Below are 22,638 nucleotides of genomic sequence, written 5' to 3' on the forward strand. Positions count from 1 at the left end.
CTCAATCTCTCCCTTTCATTGCGTATTCAAGAACTGCCATTCGGATAAATACTCCGTTTGCCATTTGTTTGAAAATTCGTGAGCGTTCACATTCAACCAGGCTGTCAGCAATTTCAACGCCGCGGTTGATCGGAGCCGGATGCATAATGATTGCGGCATCCTTCATTTTCTTTTCGAGTTCGACGGTTAGGCCGTATCTCTCATGATATTGATCTTTCGTCAGCAGCTCACTGATTGCGTGGCGTTTGTGCTGAACCCGCAGCAGTTCACTGTCTGCGTGGCGTTCGTGCTGAACCCGCAGCATCATGACAACGTCAGTTGTTTCTATATAATCTTCTAGCCGTTCCGAGCTTTCAAAATCGCCACTCCATTCCGGGGGACAGACAAATTTCACTTTAGCACCCAACTGGGCAAGAGCTGCGGCATTGGATTTCGCGACACGGCTATGTGCGATATCTCCAGAAATCGTTACGTGTATCCCTTCAAATCGACCGAATTCCTGCCAAATCGTATACAAGTCGAGAAGCGATTGTGTCGGATGCTGTCCAGAGCCGTCGCCGCCGTTGATGACTGCCAGCTTGATTCCTTCAAGCTGACGATAATATTCTTCTTCGCTGTGGCGGACGACAATCGCATCCACACCAATTGCTTCCAAAGTTTTTACCGTATCGTATAGCGTTTCTCCTTTCAGGACACTGGAAAATCCTGTTTCAAACGGCAATGCTTTAATACCCAATTTATGCTCCGCCATTTCAAAACTCATTTTGGTGCGGGTGCTCGGTTCAAAAAACAGATTGGAGATTGTCCCGCCAAGCTCCAGTTGCTCACCGTTTTCAAAAGCAGCGGCCCGTTCGATCAAGTTCAGTATGGTTTCATTCCTCAAGGTGTTCATGGTCAATAAATTCGGCATTCCAATGTCTCCTTCCATAAAAAAACACCCTCCTGAGAGCAGGAAGGTGTGAGGAAACAAGGGCATACTTCGCCCTTATCATTCAACCCTTTCCATGCCTCTCTGGACATTCATTAAAAGGTGTTTATTCAGTTCCGTCGTCAAGTTCTTCTTTATCCAGTCCCGGCAGCACCAGGTTCAGGATCACTCCGATGATAGCCGCCAGCGCCATACCTTCGATAACGAAGGTTTCGCTGAATTCCAGTCTTGCCCCGCCAATCCCGATAACCAGGATGACCGATGAAATGACCAGATTGCGTTTATTGCCGAAGTCGATGTTGTTGTCCACCAGCATCCGCAAACCCGATGAAGCGATGATCCCGAACAGCAGGATCGAAATTCCGCCAAGCACAGCAGTCGGAATCGTTTCAATGGCCGCCATCAATTTTCCGGCGAAGGAAAAGACGATGGCGAAGACGGCCGCTCCAACGATGACGTAAACGCTGAATACGCGGGTAATGGCCAGGACACCGATATTTTCACCGTATGTCGTTTTCGGCGGTCCGCCGATTAATGAAGAAATAAATGTTCCGATGCCGTCGCCCAGTATCGAGCGGTGAAGCCCCGGGTCTTTTATGTAATTCCGGTCTACAATTTTGCCAAGCACCAATTGGTGGCCGATGTGTTCCGATATCGTTACGATGGCAATCGGCACCATAATGAACAGTAATGTCGGTGTGACCTGGAAAGAATAATCCACACCGGGTATCAAAAAGTCCGGCACCGCAAACCAGCTTGCTTCCCCGATTCTTGTAAAATCAATGATGCCAATTGCTGCCGAGTAGGCATAACCTGCAAGCAGACCGATCAGGATAGGCATCAGGGAGATAATGTTCTTAAAGTAAATCGTACAGATGATTGCAGTCAGCAAAGTGACAATTGCTGCTGAAAAGTGCAGCAGGCTGTATTCCGAAGTATTGTTTGCTGCAGGAATGGTCATTGCCATATCCACCGCAGTCCCCGCCAAAGCCAACCCAATAACGATGATGACCGGTCCGACTACGATTGGCGGTAAAATTTTCATCAGCCAGAGGTAACCGGTTTTCCAGATGATCAGCGATACGAGTGCGTACACAGCGGAAACGAACATGGCGCCGATCATTGCTGAGCCGATGCCCCCAGATTCGGTTGCAACCTGTATCGGCACGATAAAGGCGAATGATGAACCCAGATAAGCCGGTACTTTAAATTGGGTGATCAGAACAAAAATGATGGTCGCGATGCCGCTTGTTAACAGCGCAATTGCCGGGCTCAAGCCGACCAGCTGCGGGACAAGAATCGTTGCGCCGAACATGGCGAACATATGCTGCAGGCTCAGTGAAATCCACTGGCCGGTTTTTGGTTTATCCTGAATATCGAGTACTGCTTCGCTCAAGTCTTTCTCCCCCGTCTCTCTCTACTATTCGTGTATTGCTACGCGGTCTTTGCCGTCGCTTTCTTTCATCTCGACTACGATGCGTTCGCTGCTTGAAGTCGGTATGTTCTTTCCGACATAATCCGAGCGGATCGGAAGCTCCCGGTGTCCCCGGTCAATCAGCACCGCCAATTGAATTTGTGCCGGTCTGCCGAGGTCCATGACCGCATCCATTGCGGCCCGAACTGTCCGGCCCGTATAAAGCACGTCGTCGATCAGCACCACTTTCTGCCCTTCAATGCTGTGGTTAATATCAACTTGCTGGACCAAAGGTTCATTGTTTGTATTTTTGACGCTCAGGTCGTCCCGGTACAAAGTGATATCAAGCTCACCTGTTTTAATCGCCTTGCCTTCAATCTTTTCCACTTTTTCTGCAAGCCGCTTGGCGATGAATGCGCCTCTTGTTTTGATGCCGACGAGGATGATATCGTCGATTCCTTTATTGCGTTCGATAATCTCATGGGCGATCCGGGTGATGGCTCTTGCCATTGCCTGCTCGTCCAAAATATCTGCTTTTTCTACCATTTCTATCACTCCTTTTGGGCAAATAAAAAACCTCCTGCCAGAGGGCAGGAGGTTATATGCGCAGAAAATTCCAGCACGGAAGACAGACTTCCGGCTTGCGTAAATACCTTCTCAGCCTCTCTGGACTGTTTTTAAAGGTGTTGTTATTCGATTGGTTTTTTCAAGTATAAAGAACAACTTCAGGTTTTGTCAATCCTTCTTTCGAAGAGATTCCAGAAGTTCTGCAAATTCCTCAGGCATTTCTGCCGAGTATTCCATGTATTCTCCCGTTTTCGGATGATCGAAACCGATCACTTCCGCGTGAAGCGCCTGGCCGCCGATATCCATTGTTTTCTTCGGTCCGTATTTCGGATCTCCGACTAACGGATAGCCGATATATTTCATATGGACACGGATCTGGTGCGTGCGCCCTGTTTCAAGACGGCATTCGACCAATGTAAAATCACCGAAACGTTCCAGAACGCGGAAATGCGTAACCGCATGCTTGCCTTTATCCACGACCGACATGTTTTGTCGTTCTTTCGGATCGCGTGCAATCGGTGCTTCGATTGTTCCTTTGTCATGTGGAATATGGCCATGTACCAGCGCAATATATTTACGGGTCACACTTTTTCTGACCAATTGATTGACCAGTGAAGTATGCGACGCGTCATTTTTTGCGACCATCAGCAAACCGGATGTATCTTTATCGATCCGGTGGACGATGCCTGGACGGACAATTCCGTTGATGCCGGACAAGTCAGTGCAATGGTGCATAAGACCGTTGACCAGCGTGCCGTGTGAATGGCCTGGTGCCGGATGGACGACCATGCCTTTCGGTTTATTGACGACGAGTACATCGGCATCTTCATAAACGATTTCAAGATCCAAATCTTCCGGTACAACATCCAATTCTTCAAGAACCGGTGGTGTAGCGATGATGACGTCTTCAAGACGCACTTTATAATTCGGTTTGACTATTTCACCATTGACCCGGACTGCCCCATCTTTTACCCAATTGGCAATCTGTGAACGCGACCAGTCTTCGTCCATAGCAGAAACTGCTTTATCGATTCGTTGGCCCGCCATTTCTTCTGTTACTTGTATAGTTAAATCTTCCATTAAGACACCTTTTTCTTTTCTTGTTTTTCGTCATAGATCACGAATATGATCATCAGGATAACCCCGATTGTCAGTGCAGCGTCAGCAATATTAAAAATCGGAAAGTCGTAATTGATGACTGGAATCAGTACATCCACAAAATCGACGACTTCGCCACGGAGCATTCTGTCGATGAAATTTCCGATTGCTCCGCCGAGGATAACCATCAGGCTCAGCTGAAACAGCGGCTGCCCTTTGGCGTGTTTATGGAAATAATAGAGAATTCCCACAATCACTGCAATTGTAATGATGGCAAAAAGCCACATCTGTCCTTCAAGCATCCCCCATGCCGCTCCTCTGTTGCGATGCGACAGCCAGCCGAGATAAGGCTCAATGACGGGAATTCTTTCCCCGATTTCCATGTTCTGCAGGACCAGCCATTTCGTGAATTGGTCTGCTGCTATAATTACCGCTGCAATTGCATAATAAATAAACATATGTTTCCCCCGTCAAATCATCTGTCATTCTATTTTAACACAATCCGCCACAAAAAAGTGAAGGCCTGGAGAGCCGGCTTTCCGGTTCTCCAGGCCTCAACAATTAATTATATTTGTTAATACAAATAACTTTGGAAATACCGCTTCGGCGCTTAGGACAGTGCAAAGATTATGCTCCTGCGCAAGCTCGTCGCAAAGGAGGGCCATCTTCGTATGGCTCACCTTGGCTCCCGCAATAAGCCGAGAAGAGCACTCGTCTTTGCTCCGTCGGCATTCGCCTGCTCCATAGGCGCGCCGGCGCTGAGAGAAGTCTCTAGAGATATGGAGCAAAACAGCGAAGAGTTGACCGACGCCTGCGAGGGCAACTCTTTGCGACGAAGCAGCGCAGCGATGCAGGAGCACGGCTTTTAAGAAGCAAGCTGTTTTCCGGAATATCGGTTTAATTCCAATTAACTATAATGTTTCTCCACAACATCCGCACATCTCGGGCATAGTGTCGGATGAGCTTCGCTTTGACCGATTTTGTCAGAGATTGTCCAGCAGCGTTCACATTTTTCACCCTGTGATTTTTCAACTGCTACAGTTACGTTGTTCAAGACAAGAGCATCAGCCGGCGCATTGTCAGGCGACCCGCCAAATTCATAATTGGACACGATCAACAGCTGCGCTACGTTGTCATCGACAGACGCCAGAAGATTTTTCGTTTCTTCTGAACCGTAAACCGTGACTTTCGCTTCCAGCGATTTACCGATTGTCTTCGCTGCACGCGCTTCTTCTAATGCTTTCAGGACATCATCGCGGACATCCATGAATTTCTCCCATTTCACTTCAAGATCTTTGAAGCTGCTGTTTTCCACAACTTCCGGGAAATCCGTCAATTGGACACTGTCTTCCTCTACAAATCCAAGATACGACCACATTTCATCAGCAGTATGCGGAATGATTGGAGAAGCCAATTTCAGGATCGCCATCAATGAATCGAACATGACCGTCTGCATTGCGCGGCGATGCGGATGGTCTGCCGCTTCGATATAAACGACATCTTTTGCAACATCCAGATAGAATGAACTTAAATCGTTCGCGCAATAATTGTTCAAAGCATTGTAGATTGTCGCAAACTCGTAGTTTTCATAACCTTTACGGGCTGTCTCAATCATTTTCTGAAGTTTCATTGCCATATACTGATCCATCTCACGCATGTCTTCGTATGCGACGCGATTTTCTTTTTCATTGAAATCAGCAAGATTTCCGTGAAGGAATTTCAGCGTGTTGCGGATTTTACGGTATACTTCTGAAACTTGTTTGAAGTTCTCATCGGATACGCGAACATCAGCCGTATAGTCAACGGACGCAACCCATAGGCGAAGAATGTCAGCACCCATTTGGTTCATCACTTTTGCAGGAACGATGACGTTGCCGAGAGACTTACTCATTTTGCGGCCGTTGCCATCGAGAGTAAAGCCGTGGCTCAATACGCCTTTATAAGGAGCGATTCCGTTGATCGCTACACTTGTTGTCAAAGAAGAGTTGAACCAGCCGCGGTATTGGTCAGAGCCTTCAAGATAAAGATCTGCCGGGTATTGAAGATCGTCGCGCTCATCCAGCACTGCCTGATGGGATGATCCAGAATCGAACCAAACGTCCATGATATCCAATTCTTTTGTGAAGATGCCGTTCGGGCTGCTCGGATGTTCGAAACCTGACGGCAATAGTTCTGCAGCCGGGCGTTCGAACCATACATTCGATCCATGTTCGCGGAACAGGTCTGCAATATGGGCAATCGTTTCTTCTGTGATGATCGGGTCGCCATTTTCGGCATAGAAGACCGGAATCGGCACTCCCCAAACGCGTTGACGTGAAATATTCCAGTCACCGCGGTCGCGCAGCATATTGAACAGGCGCGTTTCGCCCCAAGCAGGTGTGAACGTCGTTTCATTGATCGCTTTCAGGATATTATCGCGGAATGCATCAATCGAGACGAACCATTGTGCAGTTGCACGGTAGATAACAGGCTTTTTCGTGCGCCAGTCATGCGGATACGAGTGCGTGATGAACGTCAAAGCTTCTAAAGCTCCTGCAGCGTCCAATGCTTCTGTGATCGCTTTATTGGCTTTGTCGTAGAACTGGCCTTCGAATCCTGGAGCTTCTTCTGTAAAGACCCCTTTTTCGTCAACCGGGCAAAGAACATCAAGGCCATATTTTTTACCGACCAAAAAGTCATCTTCCCCGTGGCCAGGTGCAGTATGAACGCAGCCTGTCCCTGAATCGACAGTAACATGGTCTCCGAGCATAACAAGCGATGTACGGTCATATAAAGGATGCTTCGTAAGAATATTTTCAAGTTCCGCACCTTTCATTTCGCGCACGACTTTATGATCTTCCCAGCCCAGTTCAGAAGCTACTTCATCCAATAATTCACGTGCAATCACGTAAAGAGATCCTTTAGCTTCCACTTCCACATAATCCAATTTCTCATGGACCGTGATTCCGAGGTTTGCGGGAATCGTCCATGGAGTTGTTGTCCAGATGATCAATTTCGTTCCTTCAGCAAGAACGCCTTTACCGTCCGTCACCGCGAATGAAACATAGATGGATGGAGATTTTTTATCGTGATATTCGATTTCAGCTTCCGCAAGTGATGATTCACTTGAAGGAGACCAGTAAACCGGTTTCAGGCCTTTATAGATATAGCCTTTATTCGCCATTGCACCAAATACTTCAATTTGACGTGCTTCATAGGAAGGTTTTAATGTGACATATGGATTTTCCCAGTCGCCGCGTACACCAATGCGTTTGAACTGGCTGCGCTGGCTGTCGATTTGCTCATAAGCGTATTCTTCACATAACTTGCGGAATTCCGCCAATGTCATTTCTTTGCGGTTAACGCCTTTATTGGTCAAAGCCTGTTCGATCGGCAGACCGTGTGTGTCCCAGCCCGGCACGTAAGGTGCGTTAAAGCCCATCATTGAACGTGAACGGACAATCATGTCTTTCAGCACTTTGTTCAGTGCATGGCCCATATGCAAGTCGCCATTGGCGTATGGCGGTCCATCATGGAGTACGAAGAACGGCAGATCTTTCGTCCGTTCCTGAACTTTTCTATAAATTTCCATCTCTTCCCACTTAGCTTGCATTTCGGGTTCCCGGTTCGGCAAATTGCCGCGCATCGGAAAATCTGTTTTCGGCATCAATAATGTGTCTTTGTAATCCATCAATATTCCTCCTGTAAGCATAATAAAAAGCCCCTCATCCCTGGAAAGGGACGAGAAGCCAGACTCGCGGTACCACCCTTGTTGCAGTTTTATAAAAACTGCCACTCGAACACCGTATCGTGGTGAAACGGAACCGGTTACTGGATTTCCCCGGTTCTGCTCAGGAGTGATTTTCTTCATAGTTTTCAGCACCGGGCTTCCACTGTCCCCGGTTCGCTTTCCTGAATCGACTATGCTTACTGTCTCCGTCAACGCATTGGATCATATAATTGCTGTTTCTAGTATGCCGTAATTATAAAGAGTGTTGCTTCCTTAGTCAAGGACGGTAGTCTTCGTTGTTGTCTTCCAGTTTATCAAGTGTCGTCGTATCGACGTCATATTCCATCAATGATTCCCAATCGTCTGTATCGATCAGGTCAAGCTGCGCTTCCACAATCATTTTGAAACGGTTGCGGAAAACTTTTGACTGTTTCTTCAACTCTTCGATTTCCATCGCGATGCGTCGTGCTTTTGTCAATGACTCGTTGACGATGCGGTCTGCATTCTTTTCTGCTTCGCGGACGATGAGCTTCGCTTCTTTTTGCGAATTGCGGCGAACTTCTTCCGCTGCCTCCTGTGCGATAACAATCGATTTCTGCAAAGTTCCTTCGATTGTCGTGAAATGGCCGACACGTTCGTCAGTCTGTTTCAAGCGTTCTTCAAGATCTTTTTTATCTTTCAGCAGGATTTCGTAATCCTTTATGATCTGATCCAGGAATTCGTTCACTTCATCTTCCTGGTATCCGCGAAACGCCTTGCTGAATTCTTTATTATGTATATCCAACGGGGACAATGGCATTCAGTGCACTCTCCTTAAATTATGTTTGTTACTTTCCATTATACCGCCCATTGCATGAAATATCAGTATAATTTTTTATATTCCATGCGCGGGCTATTTCCGTTGTTCCAAACGTCCGATCTGCAGCCTTACTTTGTCTTTCTTCGTTCTTCCTTCAATCATCAGGACCTTGATCCGGCCGAAGCCTCTAGACGAAATCATATCCGACTCATGCAATTCAAACGACGGTTGTTCCTGCACCGTCCAATTCACTTTCACTTTGCCGCCGTGAATCAAAGCAGCAGCTTTTTGGCGCGAAATGTTATAGACGGAACTCATCACCGTATCGAGCCGCATCGAACTGACTGTATGGGATTCTTCATGCCATTCTTCCGTAGCGGTGATCATCTCGGCAACATCGTCCACTTCGATCAATTGCACTTTCACTTTTGCCGCTGAGACAAAATTGGTTTTCAGATACAAACTCACTTCATCCGCCACTGCAAATTGGATTCTTTCCCCGTCAATCCGGATGTCACCGAATTTGCTGCGGTCGAGTCCGACAGACATCAGTGATCCCAAGATATCCGGGTGACGCAGCGTGACAAATTTCACCGGATATTTTAATTCGAAGACAGTGATATTAAAATCTTCTTCGGTTGGTTCGTAATACGATGGGTACAATAAAACCCGCTGCCGCTCTGCATCCGGAAACAAACCGCGAGATTCCATCTGGATCTCGTTCGACCCAAGCACCGATTTTACGATGAATCTTTCACGGGGATCCAGAAAGTCCGTCAGTTTAGGTGTATAGCGGTCTTCGACTTCATTCATCCAGCCGGAAACCTGCTCGATGAATTGCTGTTCTTCTTTTCTGAAATGCTGAAATATGGAGTCCATATGGCTGCTCCTTTCCGGATTAATGTTTTATCAAGAAAAAAACCCCACTTTACGTGAGGTTATGGTTAAAGCATTCCGAATAATACTGAAATCCCTCTGCTCGCTAATAGCAATGTGTAAATGGCGATGATAGGTGAAATGTCAATCATGCCAAGCGGCGGGATGAACTTTCTGAAAATATCCAGATAGGGATCAGTCAAACTTGTGATGAATTGTCCGACACGGGATTCTTTAATACTTGGAATCCAGCTCATCAGAACACTGGCAATTATTAGATAAAAGTAGATATTTACAGCAGTTAAAATAAACAGTTCAATATATGCCATCAGTTAATTATGCACCTCTTTTATTGTTCTTCATCGTAATAGAAATCGGAAATGGCCCCATCAACCTCAACTGTATCTGGCACACAAAGGAAAATATCCGTTCCGATCCGCTGGATATCGCCACCAAGTGCATAAACTGTGCCACTCAGAAAATCGATGATACGAAGTCCCTGGCTTTTCTCAATGCGCTGCAGATTCACGACTACAGCACGTTTGCTCTTCAAATGCTCCGCTATATCCTGCGCCTCTGCATAAACACGCGGTTCCGCCAAATGCACTTTGGATGATTTCGAAGCGGCCGTCTGAAGGCTCACAAGGTTGGGAACGCTTGCCTCCGTAGCTTTCTGGCGGCGCTCTTTAGGTGACTTGCGGATTTCAGGACTGGCAGACTGCTTTTCATACCGGGGAGCCTGCTGGGTTTGCTGCTGCGGCTGATCTTCTTCATATTCCTCTAGATAAAAGAAATTCTTGAATGAATTTTTAATGCTCATCACTCTGCCTCACTTTCTGAACCTATTAATGCAGTCCCGATGCGAACAAAAGTCGCCCCTTCCTGCGCTGCTATCAAATAATCATTTGACATGCCCATTGAGGTTTCTGTACACGGGGCATGCGGCCATTCTCTTTCAGCGACATCCAGCTGTAAAGCCTTCAAATCCTGGAATACTTTTCTCAATACTTCTTCATCTTCAACATTAGGAGCCATAGTCATTAACCCTATTATATTAATTTTATCATATTGTTCCAATGTTTTGATGAAATCGAGTGTTTCTTCAGGAAGAATCCCGCTTTTACTTTCTTCTTTAGACACATTCACCTGAACAAAACAATCAATGACACGATCAGCACGTTTTTGGATTTCTTTTGCCAAACTTAACCGATCCAGGGAATGCAGATAATCGATATGGTTGATAATGTCTTTTACCTTCCGGCTTTGAAGATTTCCGATGAAATGCCATTTGGCTCCATCCTGAATCGCTTCGAACTTCTTCAAAAGGCCTTCCGGACGGTTTTCTCCCAGATGTTCAATTCCGGCTTCCACCGCTTCTTTAGTCCGTTCGACACCGACTTGTTTTGTGACAGCAATAAGATTGATTCCTTCCCTGATGGAATCCAACTCATTTTTTATATTTTCATATACTGGTTTAATGGGTTTCATATATTCACAACTTTTCCTGGATGTTCAGTTAATTGTACCAAGTATGAGGTTATTTATCAATTGCACTAAGCTAAGAAAAGCGCAAGCGCCCGTTTAGCCCCGACAAGCAATAGATGGCTCAAAGGTAGTTTGAGCCATCTATTTGCGACGAAGCAGCGCAGCGATGCAGGAGCAGCCCAATAGCTCAATAAATTACTTGGCGTTCTTTGCCATTGACGGCGAGGCTGAAGCTACTCGAGGGGCTGGGCGCTGGAGTCTGGACATGGTAACAATACCTCCTAATAATCTCCATACTATAAGGGTTAAACTTTCTTACTCTAAAAAAACAGCTGCCGAATCGGCAGCTGTCTGGATTAACGTCGTTTTTGTCTGTTGCGCAGGAATGTAGGAATATCGAGTGCATCATCCTGAGGTTTTTCCTGGCGTACAGGCTCCTGCTGATAAACCGGCGCCTGCTCTTCACGCCGTTGGTCCTCGCGACGCGCTTCACGCAACGTCGGCTGTGGAGCTTGCTGCTGCTGAATCGATTGGACACGGCTCGTATTCAAACCTGAACCTCTTGGTGTTCTTGGCTGAAGTTGTTCTTCGTTGAATCCTGTTGCGATAACCGTAACGATGATTTCATCTTTTAAATTATCATTGATTACAGAACCGAAAATCATGTTCACATCTTCGTCAGATGCTGAAGCAACGATATCCGCAGCTTCCTGAACTTCATAAAGGCTCAAGTTCGATCCACCAGTGATATTCATAAGTACACCTTTAGCACCGTCAACTGAAACTTCAAGCAATGGACTTGAGACAGCTTTTTTTGCAGCTTCTGAAGCACGGTTTTCCCCTGAAGAAACTCCGATTCCCATTAAAGCTGAACCTTTATTCGACATGATCGTTTTAACGTCTGCAAAGTCAAGGTTGATAAGTCCTGGGACAGCGATCAAGTCTGAAATACCCTGAACACCCTGGCGAAGAACATTATCCGCTTCTCTGAATGCTTCAAGCATAGGAGTATTTTTATCAACAATTTCAAGAAGGCGGTCGTTTGGAATAACGATCAATGTATCGACCGATTCTTTCATCTGGCCAATTCCTCCGATTGCCTGCGTTGAACGTTTGCGGCCTTCGAATGTAAATGGACGAGTAACGACCCCGACAGTCAAAGCTCCAAGTTCTTTGGCGATTCCTGCAATTACCGGTGCTGCACCGGTACCGGTTCCGCCACCCATACCTGCAGTTACGAATACCATATCGGCTCCGCGCAATGCTTCTTCAATTTGTTCCTTGCTTTCTTCCGCCGCTTTTTTGCCGACTTCCGGGTTGGCCCCTGCACCAAGTCCGCGAGTCAGCTTGCCGCCGATTTGAAGGCGAACTTCAGCTCTTGAAAGGTTCAATGCCTGAGCATCCGTGTTAACTGCGATAAACTCGACACCTTTTACTCCGTGTTCGATCATGCGGTTTACTGCGTTATTCCCGCCACCGCCGACACCGATAACTTTAATTACTGCCATAGCATCAACTGTTGTATCAAATTCCAACATTCTTTTTCCTCCTAAAATTGCTCTGCTCTGTGACTAAGCATGATGCAATGTTTTTTTACGTTCAAGAAAGTATGCGTTTTTAAATTAAGCTGTTTGGCTGCTTCAATTTCTGAAATAGCCTGTCGCTTTTCATTGTCCGGACTTCAGCGGCCCAGCTCTTCGGGTCATAAGTCATCTCAGCTGCGCGGCCAAAGCCGCTTCGCTGACCCGCCTTATGCCTTTCAGAGCTTAGCGGGCGCTTCCGCTTTTCCTACTCAAAAAATCTATCAAACATTTTTTTGGCTTTTGTTACGACACCTTCGCCATTTTCTTTTGGCTGTTTCTGCTGTCTTTGTTTTTGCGGTTTGGGTTCCTGTTCGACTTTTTGAGGATTACCGAGAGCCGCACCGCTGCCAATACGACCATAGAACACATCATCCATATAAGCATATTGGATAAGGCCTACAGAAGTCGTGTACTGTGGTTCTCTTACCCCGATATATTCCGGAGTGAATAACCGGACACGCGTCTGAAGGATGTTGCGCGCCAATTCAGGAAGGCCTTCTAGCTTGGCCATGCCACCTGTTAAAACGACACCTCCTGGAAGGTCCTGTACACCAAGGCGGTAAAACTCATCTAAAATCAATTCGAAAAGTTCTTCCAGGCGAACTCCGATTATTTCAGATATGTATTTTTGGCTGTATTGTTCTTTCGTATCCGATCCGATTACAGGAACTTCGAACAATTCATCTTCAGAAGCATTATCATAGAAAGCATGTCCGTATTCCAGTTTGATCTTTTCTGCTTGATCAGTCGGTGTTTTAAGGACAATGGATAAATCTTTTGTTACATGGTCGCCTCCGACAGGTATGACCGTTGACGCCGTCAAATGGCCGTCCTGGAAAATGGCTATCGAAGTTGATCCTCCGCCTATATCAATACAGGCTGTACCATGATTTTTCTCATCCTCTGTAAGTGCATAATATCCAGCCGCCAGCGGTTGAGGATAGATATCCCGGATTTGCAGACCGGCTCTTTCCACACAGCGAAGAACATTATGTAATATTGTTTTGGATGTCGTCACCATTGTACCATCCATCTCAAGACGAATCCCAATCATACCCCGTGGATCTTTAATTTCATCCAAATGGTCTACGATATATTGCTCAGGAATTATATTTACCAATTCCCGCTCTGGTGGAATGGACATAACTTGTGCCGCTTCGAGTACACGATCCATATCATCATCTGTTATTTCACGGTTCTCACTGTTTACTGCGACTACACCTTTAACAGGCTGCAGCATCATCTTATTGGCCGGAATACCTAAAACTACTTCATGAATAGATTTGCCGATCATCCGTTCAGCTTGGTCAACTGCTTTCTTAATGGATTGCACAGTCGCATCTATATCAACGATAGCACCTTTTTTTATACCATTTGATTTCACATTGCCGACACCGATGACGTGCAACGATTTATTTGCCATTTCTCCGATTAATACTTTAACCGACGATGACCCGATATCTAAACTTACATATAATTCTGATTGGCTCAATTCGTGGCACCTCCTTATTTTATCCCAATTATTCTTATTCTATTGTAAATTATACACCTTGTCTAAGTAATTTGATGCAATAATTTTTCTTTTCATCAGAAAATTCAAACTGATTCCCGAACTTCCTTTTTATCTGACCATTTACTTATCAATATGCGCCGGATAACTGCGATGTTTTGAAATAATCTGACCCCGAAAGCAAAGATTGCTGCAAGGTATAGATCGACTCCCAGATGGACTCCGAGAAATGCCAGCCCGGCTGCCAGCAGGATATTGAAGAAAAACCCTGAAACAAATACTTTATCATCGTAAACTTGCTGCAGATGCGCTCTTATTCCTCCGAAGAGGGTATCCAAAGCGGCAAGAACTGCGATTGACAGGTAATTGGCATATTCCGGTGGAATTCGGATATCTGTCAGGAGGCCAAGCGACACTCCGAGAATCAGCCCTAAAATTGAAAGCCACATCGCTATTCCTCCTCCGCCGCTTCTAAATGTTCAAGCTTAAGCTCTTCACTGTATGCTTCAACAGTGATTTCTTCCTGGGGCTGCATTACATCGACTGAAAGATTATCAATATAGAAATTATCAAGAATCGGAGATGCTTTTAAATAATTATAAAGTTTTTCTGCATTTTCCATTGAACCCGCGGCTATTTTCACTTCAACAGGTGGAGTTCCAATCGGTTTGCCATTGATGGTTGTCCTTCCATTTATATCGCGGATGGGGGTTGTGTTAATAATTCGTTTGCCATCAATAGATAAATCGATTCCCTTGAACCTGTTTATCTCGTTGACAAATCGGATCAGCAGAGCAGGTGAGATCTGTTCAATGTTCTGGCCCGTTACTATTGCTTCCTGTGAAGGTTCGATATTCACCTGGAGGCCTGGTCCTGTAATTTCGGTCAACCCCGCTTCTTGCTGCAGCTCTTGTACGGTTTCTTTTAAGGCCTGTTCAGGACTGTCATTCGAAGCTTCTTCGTATTTTGCCAAGGTTTCATCCAGCGTACCGATTTCTGATAATAACTCAGAGTGAAGCTGCTTTTCCCTTGAAAGTTCCTGTCTGATTTCCCATACATCCCGTGTATCCCGTGAATCAGGTTCGTTAATCGTATTAAACTGGATGGCGGTCATCAGGCCGATGACAAACAATATCATCGTGAACCGGGAAACGACTTTCTTTTTCATGCAACTCCCCCCTCAATCATGATTCCGATAACAGGGCAGGCATCGTTATTTCCAACCCCTCAGCCACGGTAACGACAACATTGTCATTGACCAGCTGATCGAGAACTCCGCCAGGCAGCTCAAGAGAAGCAGCGAGGACATCGGGTTTGCCAATTGCTTCAATCGTGAAAGGTGCTGGATGTTGAATGCCATCCACTTCTATGACCGGACCGGTGCAAATAATGGTCGAATTCGAATGGATCCTTTGCCCGTTTATTGCGACCGCTTCCGCACCGGAAATGTACATTTCATGAATCACTTGGAATACGTGGCTTTCGTGGACAATATACTCATTCGGATTAACCGCTTGCGAGCCATATTCCCCGTCTTCAAGTACAACTTTCAGCCCTTCGCCTTCGACAGGCATCAAACCGACATAGCGTCGAAGCTTTTCTGCCTCTGCGGCAATTTCACTGTAATCTTCCTGGCCAGCAGAAAATGCGCTTTCAAATTCCTGGAGCGCTTCTTGCTTGGCAAGCATTTCTTCACGCAAGGTTTTATTGCGCTCCTGCTGTTCGATCAGTTCTTCCCGAAAACTTTCTTCTTTTTCGAATTGCGAATTCGCTATGAAATTATCACTGCCGTCATCTGACTGCGAAAGGCTGTAGGAATAAGCGAGAATAAAACCCAGAACCAGAAATACGATGGAGAAGACAATCGACTTGCTGACCTTCCCCCGTTTACGGTTGTTCGGTTTCTTCATCTTCCCCAACCTCCTTCGGCGGACCGTAGAGGTCATCAAAGGAACGGAAAGTAATGCCTACTTCCATATCGAAGACGCCTTTTTGGCCATCTTCCAATTGTGCTATCAAAGATGGATAGTAATCCAGTTTTTCTGCCAAAGTATTCAACTTCGCCCGAATTTCATTGCCATCTGTCATATATAAAGTAACATTGGCGGACGCCGTTTCGCCTTCAGTCAAAATGAGCTGTGAAAGCATGTTTGAAACTTCCGGATCGAGCTGCTCCAATTGCGCAGACAGTTCCCCCCGTGTTTCAGGATTTTCGAAATTGGTGAAAACCGGGCCATCTACTTTATCGACCGGCAGTTCCACTGCGTAGCCGTTCGACAACAACTTCTGGTAACCTGTTTCTTTTTCCAGATAACCGATTGCCGGGTATTCATCTACTGTAATTTCCACACCTGTCAGCCAATTTTTATCTGCAGACGCTTCATGTACCCAGTCAAGCTTCGCGACGGCTTCCTCTACTTCCTCAGTATTGAAAGACCACATTGAATCGCCAATAGCCAACTGGCTCGCTTTGACATACTCAGCTTCTGCATATAAATTTTCCCCATCGACTGTAATGGATTGGATTTTACTGTACTTTGTCTGGCTATAGATAAGGACAGCCAATATAATCAGAAAAATGAACAGCAATGCGAGGAATTTGCGATTGGTTCTTTTTCGCCGACGCTCACGAAGCGTGGGGATGCGTTCTTCTATATCAATCACTTTCTCCATAACTGCTGCTCCTTTCTTTATTATCTGGATGTCTCATGTCTTCCAGAGCTGAGCGGGCGTTTCCGCTTTTCTATGCTTATTCGTCCGCTTCTGTTACTTTTCTCACAGCTTCGATGAAAGCATCTCCGCGAATTTCGAAGTTTTCATATTGATCCCAGCTTGCACATGCCGGAGATAAAAGAATCGTATCACCGTCTGATGAATGGCTGACGGCTTTTTCGACAGCGCTGAGCATATCCGATACTTTTTCCACTTCCCCTACTCCACAGTCGGCTGCGAAATCCCCGAACCTGTCGGAAGTTTCACCGAATGTCACCAGGGCTTTTACCCTGTTCATATATGGTCTTAGCTCTTCAAGTGAATGGTTGCGCTCGAGTCCGCCGGCTAATAATACGATATTTCCAGGGAACGCTTCCAATGCACTTTTCGTAGCGAGGGCGTTGGTTGCTTTTGAATCATTGTAAAATTTACGGCCTTTCCAGTTAACGACGAATTGTGAACGGTGTTTGACTCCTGTAAAGGACGAAAGTACACGGATAATAGTTTCTTCCGTTCCTCCCCAAAGAAGTGCCGCTGCCGCTGCAGCCAAAATATTTTCAAGGTTATGCTGGCCGCCCAGCATAATTTTGGAACGGTCAATCAATTTTTCTCCTTGCCAGTAGATGTACTCATCATCTGCGCTGATGCTGTCTTCAGTCTTGCCCTTTAAGGTAAAAGGTATAAGCTGGGCTTTGCATTTTTGTGCATAAGCTGCAAGGTGCGGCTGATCGGCATTATAGATGAAATAATCTTCAACTGTCTGGTTTTGGGTCAATTTCATCTTGGATGCTTCGTAATCCTCTATAGTGCCGTGGTAATCAAGATGGGCTTCATAAAGGTTCGTTATGATAGCGATGCGCGGCCGGAATGTTTCCGTGCCTTTTAACTGAAACGACGATAATTCAGTAACGATGACATTATCGGACTCGGCATGTTCTGCGACCCCGCTTGCCACTGTTCCGATATTCCCGGCAATCAGCGGTTTTTTCTCATCCTGATTCAGCATATGGAACAATAAGGTTGTCGTTGTCGTTTTGCCGTTCGACCCGGTGATTCCGATAAACGGAGCTTCACTGATTTTATAGGCCAACTCTATTTCCGTCCAAACCGGGATGCCTTTTTCCTGTGCTGCTTGAATCATAGGATTCGAATAAGGAATGCCCGGGTTTTTTACAAGAAGCTCAAATCCTTCTTCAAGCAAATCCTCAGGATGTCGGCCGCAAATGACCGTTACACCCAGATTCAATAATTCCTGCGCTTCGGGATTCTCTTCAAACGGCTTGGCGTCATTTACTGTTACAAAGGCACCGAGTTTATGTAAAAGCCGGGCAGCTGTAAAACCGCTTTTTGCCAATCCAAGAACCAATACTTTTTTTTGATGCACCTGTGCTAAATCTCTCATTTACATTACCTCCAAAACAACTGCAATTACAGCGGCAATCAATCCCACCAGCCAAAATACCGATACGACTTTCCATTCAGACCATCCGCTCAATTCGAAATGGTGATGGATCGGACTCATTTTGAATATCCGTTTTTTTCTTAATTTGAAGCTGCCGACCTGCAGTATGACTGAAGCCGTTTCAATTACAAATACCAACCCGATCAGCAAAAGCAGCAATTCCTGTTTCAAAAGAATTGATACCATTGCCAGTGCGCCGCCCAGTGCAAGGGATCCTGTATCACCCATAAAGACTTTAGCCGGGTATTTATTGAAAATAAGGAAACCGATCAATGCGCCTGCAACGATAAAAGTGAACAATGCTATTGCGCCTTCGTCCTGTCTGATAGCCAAAACCCCAAAAGCAGCAAAAGCGATTGAAGCTGTACCTGCCACCAAACCGTCAAGGCCATCTGTCAAATTGACTGCATTCGAGAAACCGACGAGCCAAAAAACGATAAACAGTACATAAAGCCCCGATAACTCAATTGAAATAGATGTGAATGGGATTACCAATCCTGTGTCAAACTCAACCATACCCAATAGCAGGAATGATACGACAGCTATAAGGATCTGAGCGATGAGCTTTTGCAGTGAAGTAAGACCCAGATTCCGTTTAAGCACAACTTTGATAAAGTCATCCAGGAATCCGATCAATCCATATCCGAACAATACCAGCAGCAGAATCATCAACTCCACCGTCAGTAAATCCGTAAAGAAGGCTGTGCCAAACGCCGTCAGAATGATGGCAATGAGGAAAACCAGCCCCCCCATTGTCGGTGTGCCCGTTTTCTTCATATGTGATTCCGGGCCTTCTTCGCGGATGCTTTGCCCGAATTTCATCCGTTGAAGCAACGGAATGAAAACCGGCATCAATCCAGCAGTAAGCAATAAAGCAATTCCAAATCCGAGTAATAAATAAACGTCCATTAGTTTTCTCCTTTAAACATCTTCCTATTCAGATGTATCTTCTGTAATTATTTCTTCGGCATCTTCTGCCGGTATGCCTTCCGGTCCGTCTGTCATTTGAACTTTATAGGAATCTTCAGGTGTCTGAAGACGTACGACAACGGGTTCCCCTGCAGTAAGTGTTGCTCCTGCTGAAAGGCTTTGGTTCACCGCGTAACCCTGCCCCACAATTTCCAATGATAATCCGCTGAGAGCTTGGAAAGCAAGCAATTCCCGTTTGGACCAGCCTTTGAAATCCGGTAATACGGGATCTCCTGCTGTTTGCAGAATCACCGTTCCACCAGCCAGCAGCATCTCCCCTTTTTCCGGGTATTGCCCACTGATTTCTCCAGCACTGCCGGTTGTGATAATTTTAATATCTTTGGAACCTAATTCCGCGGCAACTTCATCAGATGTCTTGCCGGAATAATCACCGATTTCCACGACTGGCGTTTCTTCGATATCTTCCGGTTCAATATTTAAATACTTCAAACCGTTTTCCATAACAGATGTGAATATTTCTGCGACAGGTTGTGAGCCATGTTCAGTCACGTCCATATTTGGCTGCTGAACACCGACATACATAACCAGTTCAGGATCTTCAGCTGGCGCCATGCCCACAAATGAGAAAAGGTAATTGTCTTTTCCGGTCATATAGCGGCCATCATCACCAGGGATTTGGGCGGTGCCTGTTTTGCCTGCGACGGTGTAATCCTGTAAAGCGAACCGTTTACCGGAACCATCTTCAGCGGTTACCGTAGAAGCCATAACATCACGGACAATTTTCGCTGTTTCAGCTGAAATCGGCTGGCCTGCCTGCTCGGGTTCACCTTTGAGAGTGACTTCACCCGTATCCGGATTTTTTATTTCGTCTATTATATAAGGTTTCATCATGACACCGTCATTGGCAAAAGCCGTCGTCGCCTGAATCATTTGGATTGGCGTAACGGTGGATCCCTGGCCGAAAGTCAATGTTAGTTTATTGATCTCCCGTTCATCAAGGATTTTCCCAGGTGCTTCGCCAGGAAGATCGATGCCTGTTTTTTTGCCGAAACCGAATGCGTCGACATAATTCATAAAAGTATCCGGTCCGATGCGTTCAAGCAGATAAGCCATGGAAACGTTGGACGAACGCTGGAAACCTTCCAAATAACTGATGGTTCCCCAACCTTTTCTTCCATTATGGTCACCAATGGTTGTGTTGCCGAATTGATAGGAACCAGATTGATAAGTAGCGTTCGGATTCCATTTACCCTCTTCGACCGCTGCTGCCAATGTGAACATTTTCATCGGTGAACCAGGTTCAATAGTCAATTGGATACTCTCGTTGAGCCAGTTCTCTGACAGGCCTTCACGTGTATTCGGATTGAATGAAGGCCGTTGGGACATCGCCAGGATTTCACCCGTTTTCGGATTGGCGATCAAAGCGATCATCCGTTTAGGGTCATATTCTTCCTGCACCGATGACATTGCATCTTCCAAAAAATTCTCCAATGTCTTATCCAAAGTCAGTTTAATATCGGAACCGTCCACTGCCGGCGTAACTGCTGATTCACTATTCGGAAGCAAAAAGCCCCATTTATCAGTGTCGAATTCCACCTTGCCGTTTTCGCCGGTCAGTATATCATCATAAATCAATTCGAGGCCCATTTTCCCTTTTGTTACCATGTCGCCATTTTCCAGCTCTTCTTTCATAGCAAAGCCGATTAAGTGGGAAGCGAATATTCCGTTGGGATATAAACGCTTCAGGTTTTGGATAAACAGGATGCCCGGCAATCCCTCTTCTTTCATTTCGAGCATTTGGGTATGGCTTATTTCACGGCCTGCGGACCCGAATTCAACCTGGTACCGGCCCGCTTCCTGGCCTTGCATCAATGTTTCATAAATTTTTTCTCTGGGTGTTTCAATATATTCCGAGAGGATATCGGCTGTTTTTCCGATATCCGTCACATGGCGTGGATCGCTGGCTTTTTGGGTAGCCGTCTCGTCCAATACAGCAACAAGTTTATAAGACAGCGTATCTTCTGCAATAATTTCCCCGCTGCGGTCGAGTATTTTCCCCCGTTCCGCAGTGAGCACTTCTTCCTGGCTATATTTGGCTGCCGCTTTAGCAGCCAACTCCTGACCTTCGACCTGACCAGTCGCCTGAATAGTGACAATTCTTGCCAATAAAAGGAAAAAGAGCCCTGCGAAAACTAAAAACAGCAGAAAGGCTCCCCATTGAAATCGAAACTTCTTCTTCATTGTCCAGGCACTACCTTTACATTTCGCTCATCCAATTTTAGCCCAAGCTCTTTCGCTTTTGCCCAAACGCGCTCATATGTAGAAAGTTCACTTACTTGCACTGTCAAATCCGTATTTTGTTTCTGGATTTCACTAATATCATTTTCAATTGTTTGAATTTCATGGGTGGTCGCCTGAATCGTGGCTTGATTTTGAAGAACCAGCAATGCGCACAAAACGAATACAGCCAGGAAAGATAGATATAATACTTTTTCGCCTTTTGTGATCAGGCCTTTTTTTCTGACCGGCTGTTGGTTCGGAATGTGAGGAACGGCCGGCTGTTGGATATAGGTTTCTTTTCTTGCATTCAACGCCATAAAAACACGTCCTTAATCTCTGATTTTTTCTGCGATTCTTAGCTTCGCTGACCGTGACCGGTTGTTATGTTCCAATTCCTCTTCTGAAGCGAGGATCGGTTTTCGAGTGATCAGCTTCAGTACAGGCTCCTGGCCTGATGGTATAACAGGGAAGTTCGGCGGCAATTCAGGAAGCGATGATGCTTCCTTGAAAATCGTCTTACATAATCGATCCTCCAGTGAATGGAAGGTAATGACGCTTATACGCCCTTTTGGCGCCAATAAAGTGATGGCATCCTGCAAGGAAGTTTCAGCAGCTCCAAGTTCGTCATTGACCGCAATACGGATTGCCTGGAATATACGTTTGGCCGGATGGCCGCCTGTTCTTCGGGCAAACGCCGGAATACCGTCTTTTATGCATTCCACTAGCTGGCCGGTAGTCTCGATTGGCGCCTTGTTTCTGGCAGCTTCGATTTTACGCGCAATTTGTTTGGAGAATTTCTCTTCTCCGTACCGGTAGAATATGCGGACCAAATCTTCAAAAGACCAGTCATTTACTACTTCGTAGGCACTTAGTGAAGCGCTTTGATCCATCCGCATGTCGAGCGGAGCGTCATTATGATAGCTGAATCCGCGTTCGGGCGTATCCAGTTGCGGAGATGAAACGCCGAGGTCGTAAAGGATGCCGTCGACTTTTTCGATTCCCCGCTCTTCAAGTTCAATTTTGATATCCTTGAAGTTTGCGTGTATAAAAGTGATTCTATGTACATAATCTTTCAGCTTTTCCTTAGCGTGCTCAAGTGCTGTTTCATCCTGATCGAAACAGAAGAGATGGCCTTCATCGGAAAGCTGTTGGACCAAATACTCGCTGTGTCCTGCACCTCCAAGAGTGCAATCCACATATATGCCGTCAGGACGAATGTTCAGTCCATCGACAGTCTCATGGAGTAAAACCGTGGTGTGGTTGAACAATCCATTCCCTCCGTTTC

At 45.9% G+C, this 22,638-nt stretch carries 22 protein-coding genes and 1 other annotated feature; all 22 genes read right to left on the reverse strand.

Features of this window, described 5'->3' with window-relative positions; all coding sequences use genetic code 11:
• Position 1: 1 nt before the first annotated feature.
• Positions 2–910 (reverse strand): aspartate carbamoyltransferase catalytic subunit, encoded by a 909-nt coding sequence (locus DP120_RS06950; protein ID WP_112223272.1) that lies wholly within the window; start codon positions 908–910, stop codon positions 2–4.
• A 124-nt stretch (positions 911–1,034) separates the two neighbouring features.
• Entirely contained in the window at positions 1,035–2,324 is a 1,290-nt protein-coding gene (locus DP120_RS06955) for a solute carrier family 23 protein (protein ID WP_112222920.1), read from the reverse strand.
• Between the two features lie 24 nt (positions 2,325–2,348).
• Positions 2,349–2,888 (reverse strand): bifunctional pyr operon transcriptional regulator/uracil phosphoribosyltransferase PyrR, encoded by a 540-nt coding sequence (pyrR, locus tag DP120_RS06960; RefSeq protein ID WP_112222921.1) that lies wholly within the window; start codon positions 2,886–2,888, stop codon positions 2,349–2,351.
• Between the two features lie 189 nt (positions 2,889–3,077).
• A complete protein-coding gene (locus DP120_RS06965; RefSeq protein ID WP_112222922.1) occupies positions 3,078–3,989 on the reverse strand; it encodes an RluA family pseudouridine synthase in 912 nt (303 codons plus the stop codon).
• Positions 3,989–4,465 carry a signal peptidase II gene (gene lspA, locus DP120_RS06970; RefSeq protein ID WP_112222923.1) on the reverse strand — a complete coding sequence of 159 codons (477 nt, stop codon included), beginning with the start codon at positions 4,463–4,465 and terminating at the stop codon, positions 3,989–3,991. Before lspA ends, DP120_RS06965 begins: the two co-directional genes overlap by 1 nt.
• Before the next feature lie 449 nt (positions 4,466–4,914).
• On the reverse strand, positions 4,915–7,677 hold the full coding sequence (ileS, locus tag DP120_RS06980) for an isoleucine--tRNA ligase (RefSeq protein ID WP_112222925.1): 2,763 nt from the start codon (positions 7,675–7,677) through the stop codon (positions 4,915–4,917).
• 43 nt (positions 7,678–7,720) lie between these two features.
• Positions 7,721–7,938 (reverse strand) — a binding site (T-box leader).
• 55 nt (positions 7,939–7,993) lie between these two features.
• Complete coding sequence (locus DP120_RS06985; RefSeq protein ID WP_112222926.1) at positions 7,994–8,515, reverse strand: DivIVA domain-containing protein; 522 nt, start codon at positions 8,513–8,515, stop codon at positions 7,994–7,996.
• Between the two features lie 93 nt (positions 8,516–8,608).
• Entirely contained in the window at positions 8,609–9,394 is a 786-nt protein-coding gene (locus tag DP120_RS06990; RefSeq protein WP_112222927.1) for a YlmH family RNA-binding protein, read from the reverse strand.
• Positions 9,395–9,459: 65 nt separating this feature from the next.
• Complete coding sequence (locus DP120_RS06995; protein WP_112222928.1) at positions 9,460–9,720, reverse strand: YggT family protein; 261 nt, start codon at positions 9,718–9,720, stop codon at positions 9,460–9,462.
• 20 nt (positions 9,721–9,740) lie between these two features.
• Positions 9,741–10,211 carry a cell division protein SepF gene (locus DP120_RS07000; protein WP_112222929.1) on the reverse strand — a complete coding sequence of 157 codons (471 nt, stop codon included), beginning with the start codon at positions 10,209–10,211 and terminating at the stop codon, positions 9,741–9,743.
• Positions 10,211–10,879 carry a YggS family pyridoxal phosphate-dependent enzyme gene (locus tag DP120_RS07005; protein ID WP_112222930.1) on the reverse strand — a complete coding sequence of 223 codons (669 nt, stop codon included), beginning with the start codon at positions 10,877–10,879 and terminating at the stop codon, positions 10,211–10,213. Before DP120_RS07005 ends, DP120_RS07000 begins: the two co-directional genes overlap by 1 nt.
• A 353-nt stretch (positions 10,880–11,232) precedes the next feature.
• Complete coding sequence (gene ftsZ / locus DP120_RS07010; protein ID WP_112222931.1) at positions 11,233–12,414, reverse strand: cell division protein FtsZ; 1,182 nt, start codon at positions 12,412–12,414, stop codon at positions 11,233–11,235.
• A 250-nt stretch (positions 12,415–12,664) separates the two neighbouring features.
• The gene (gene ftsA / locus DP120_RS07015; RefSeq protein WP_112222932.1) at positions 12,665–13,951 is read right to left on the reverse strand and encodes a cell division protein FtsA; all 1,287 of its coding nucleotides are present in this window, start codon (positions 13,949–13,951) and stop codon (positions 12,665–12,667) included.
• A gap of 104 nt (positions 13,952–14,055) precedes the next feature.
• Complete coding sequence (locus DP120_RS07020) at positions 14,056–14,418, reverse strand: small basic family protein (protein WP_112222933.1); 363 nt, start codon at positions 14,416–14,418, stop codon at positions 14,056–14,058.
• Positions 14,419–14,420: 2 nt separating this feature from the next.
• The gene (locus tag DP120_RS07025; protein ID WP_112222934.1) at positions 14,421–15,137 is read right to left on the reverse strand and encodes a DUF881 domain-containing protein; all 717 of its coding nucleotides are present in this window, start codon (positions 15,135–15,137) and stop codon (positions 14,421–14,423) included.
• A gap of 16 nt (positions 15,138–15,153) precedes the next feature.
• Complete coding sequence (locus tag DP120_RS07030) at positions 15,154–15,879, reverse strand: DUF881 domain-containing protein (protein WP_112222935.1); 726 nt, start codon at positions 15,877–15,879, stop codon at positions 15,154–15,156.
• Positions 15,857–16,642, reverse strand: coding sequence for a cell division protein FtsQ/DivIB (locus DP120_RS07035; RefSeq protein WP_112222936.1), 786 nt, complete (start codon positions 16,640–16,642; stop codon positions 15,857–15,859). The genes DP120_RS07030 and DP120_RS07035 overlap by 23 nt, the downstream gene beginning before the upstream one ends.
• Before the next feature lie 76 nt (positions 16,643–16,718).
• On the reverse strand, positions 16,719–18,083 hold the full coding sequence (gene murD / locus DP120_RS07040; protein WP_112222937.1) for a UDP-N-acetylmuramoyl-L-alanine--D-glutamate ligase: 1,365 nt from the start codon (positions 18,081–18,083) through the stop codon (positions 16,719–16,721).
• Entirely contained in the window at positions 18,084–19,052 is a 969-nt protein-coding gene (mraY, locus tag DP120_RS07045) for a phospho-N-acetylmuramoyl-pentapeptide-transferase (protein ID WP_112222938.1), read from the reverse strand.
• 24 nt (positions 19,053–19,076) lie between these two features.
• Positions 19,077–21,314, reverse strand: a complete 2,238-nt coding sequence (locus DP120_RS07050) for a penicillin-binding protein (RefSeq protein ID WP_112222939.1) — start codon at positions 21,312–21,314, stop codon at positions 19,077–19,079.
• Positions 21,311–21,670, reverse strand: coding sequence for a cell division protein FtsL (gene ftsL, locus DP120_RS07055; RefSeq protein WP_112222940.1), 360 nt, complete (start codon positions 21,668–21,670; stop codon positions 21,311–21,313). The genes DP120_RS07050 and ftsL overlap by 4 nt, the downstream gene beginning before the upstream one ends.
• Positions 21,671–21,682: 12 nt before the next feature.
• On the reverse strand, positions 21,683–22,621 hold the full coding sequence (gene rsmH, locus DP120_RS07060; RefSeq protein WP_112222941.1) for a 16S rRNA (cytosine(1402)-N(4))-methyltransferase RsmH: 939 nt from the start codon (positions 22,619–22,621) through the stop codon (positions 21,683–21,685).
• Positions 22,622–22,638: the final 17 nt, after the last annotated feature.

This window comes from Planococcus halotolerans (assembly GCF_003289955.1).
GTDB classification, from domain to species: domain Bacteria; phylum Bacillota; class Bacilli; order Bacillales_A; family Planococcaceae; genus Planococcus; species Planococcus halotolerans.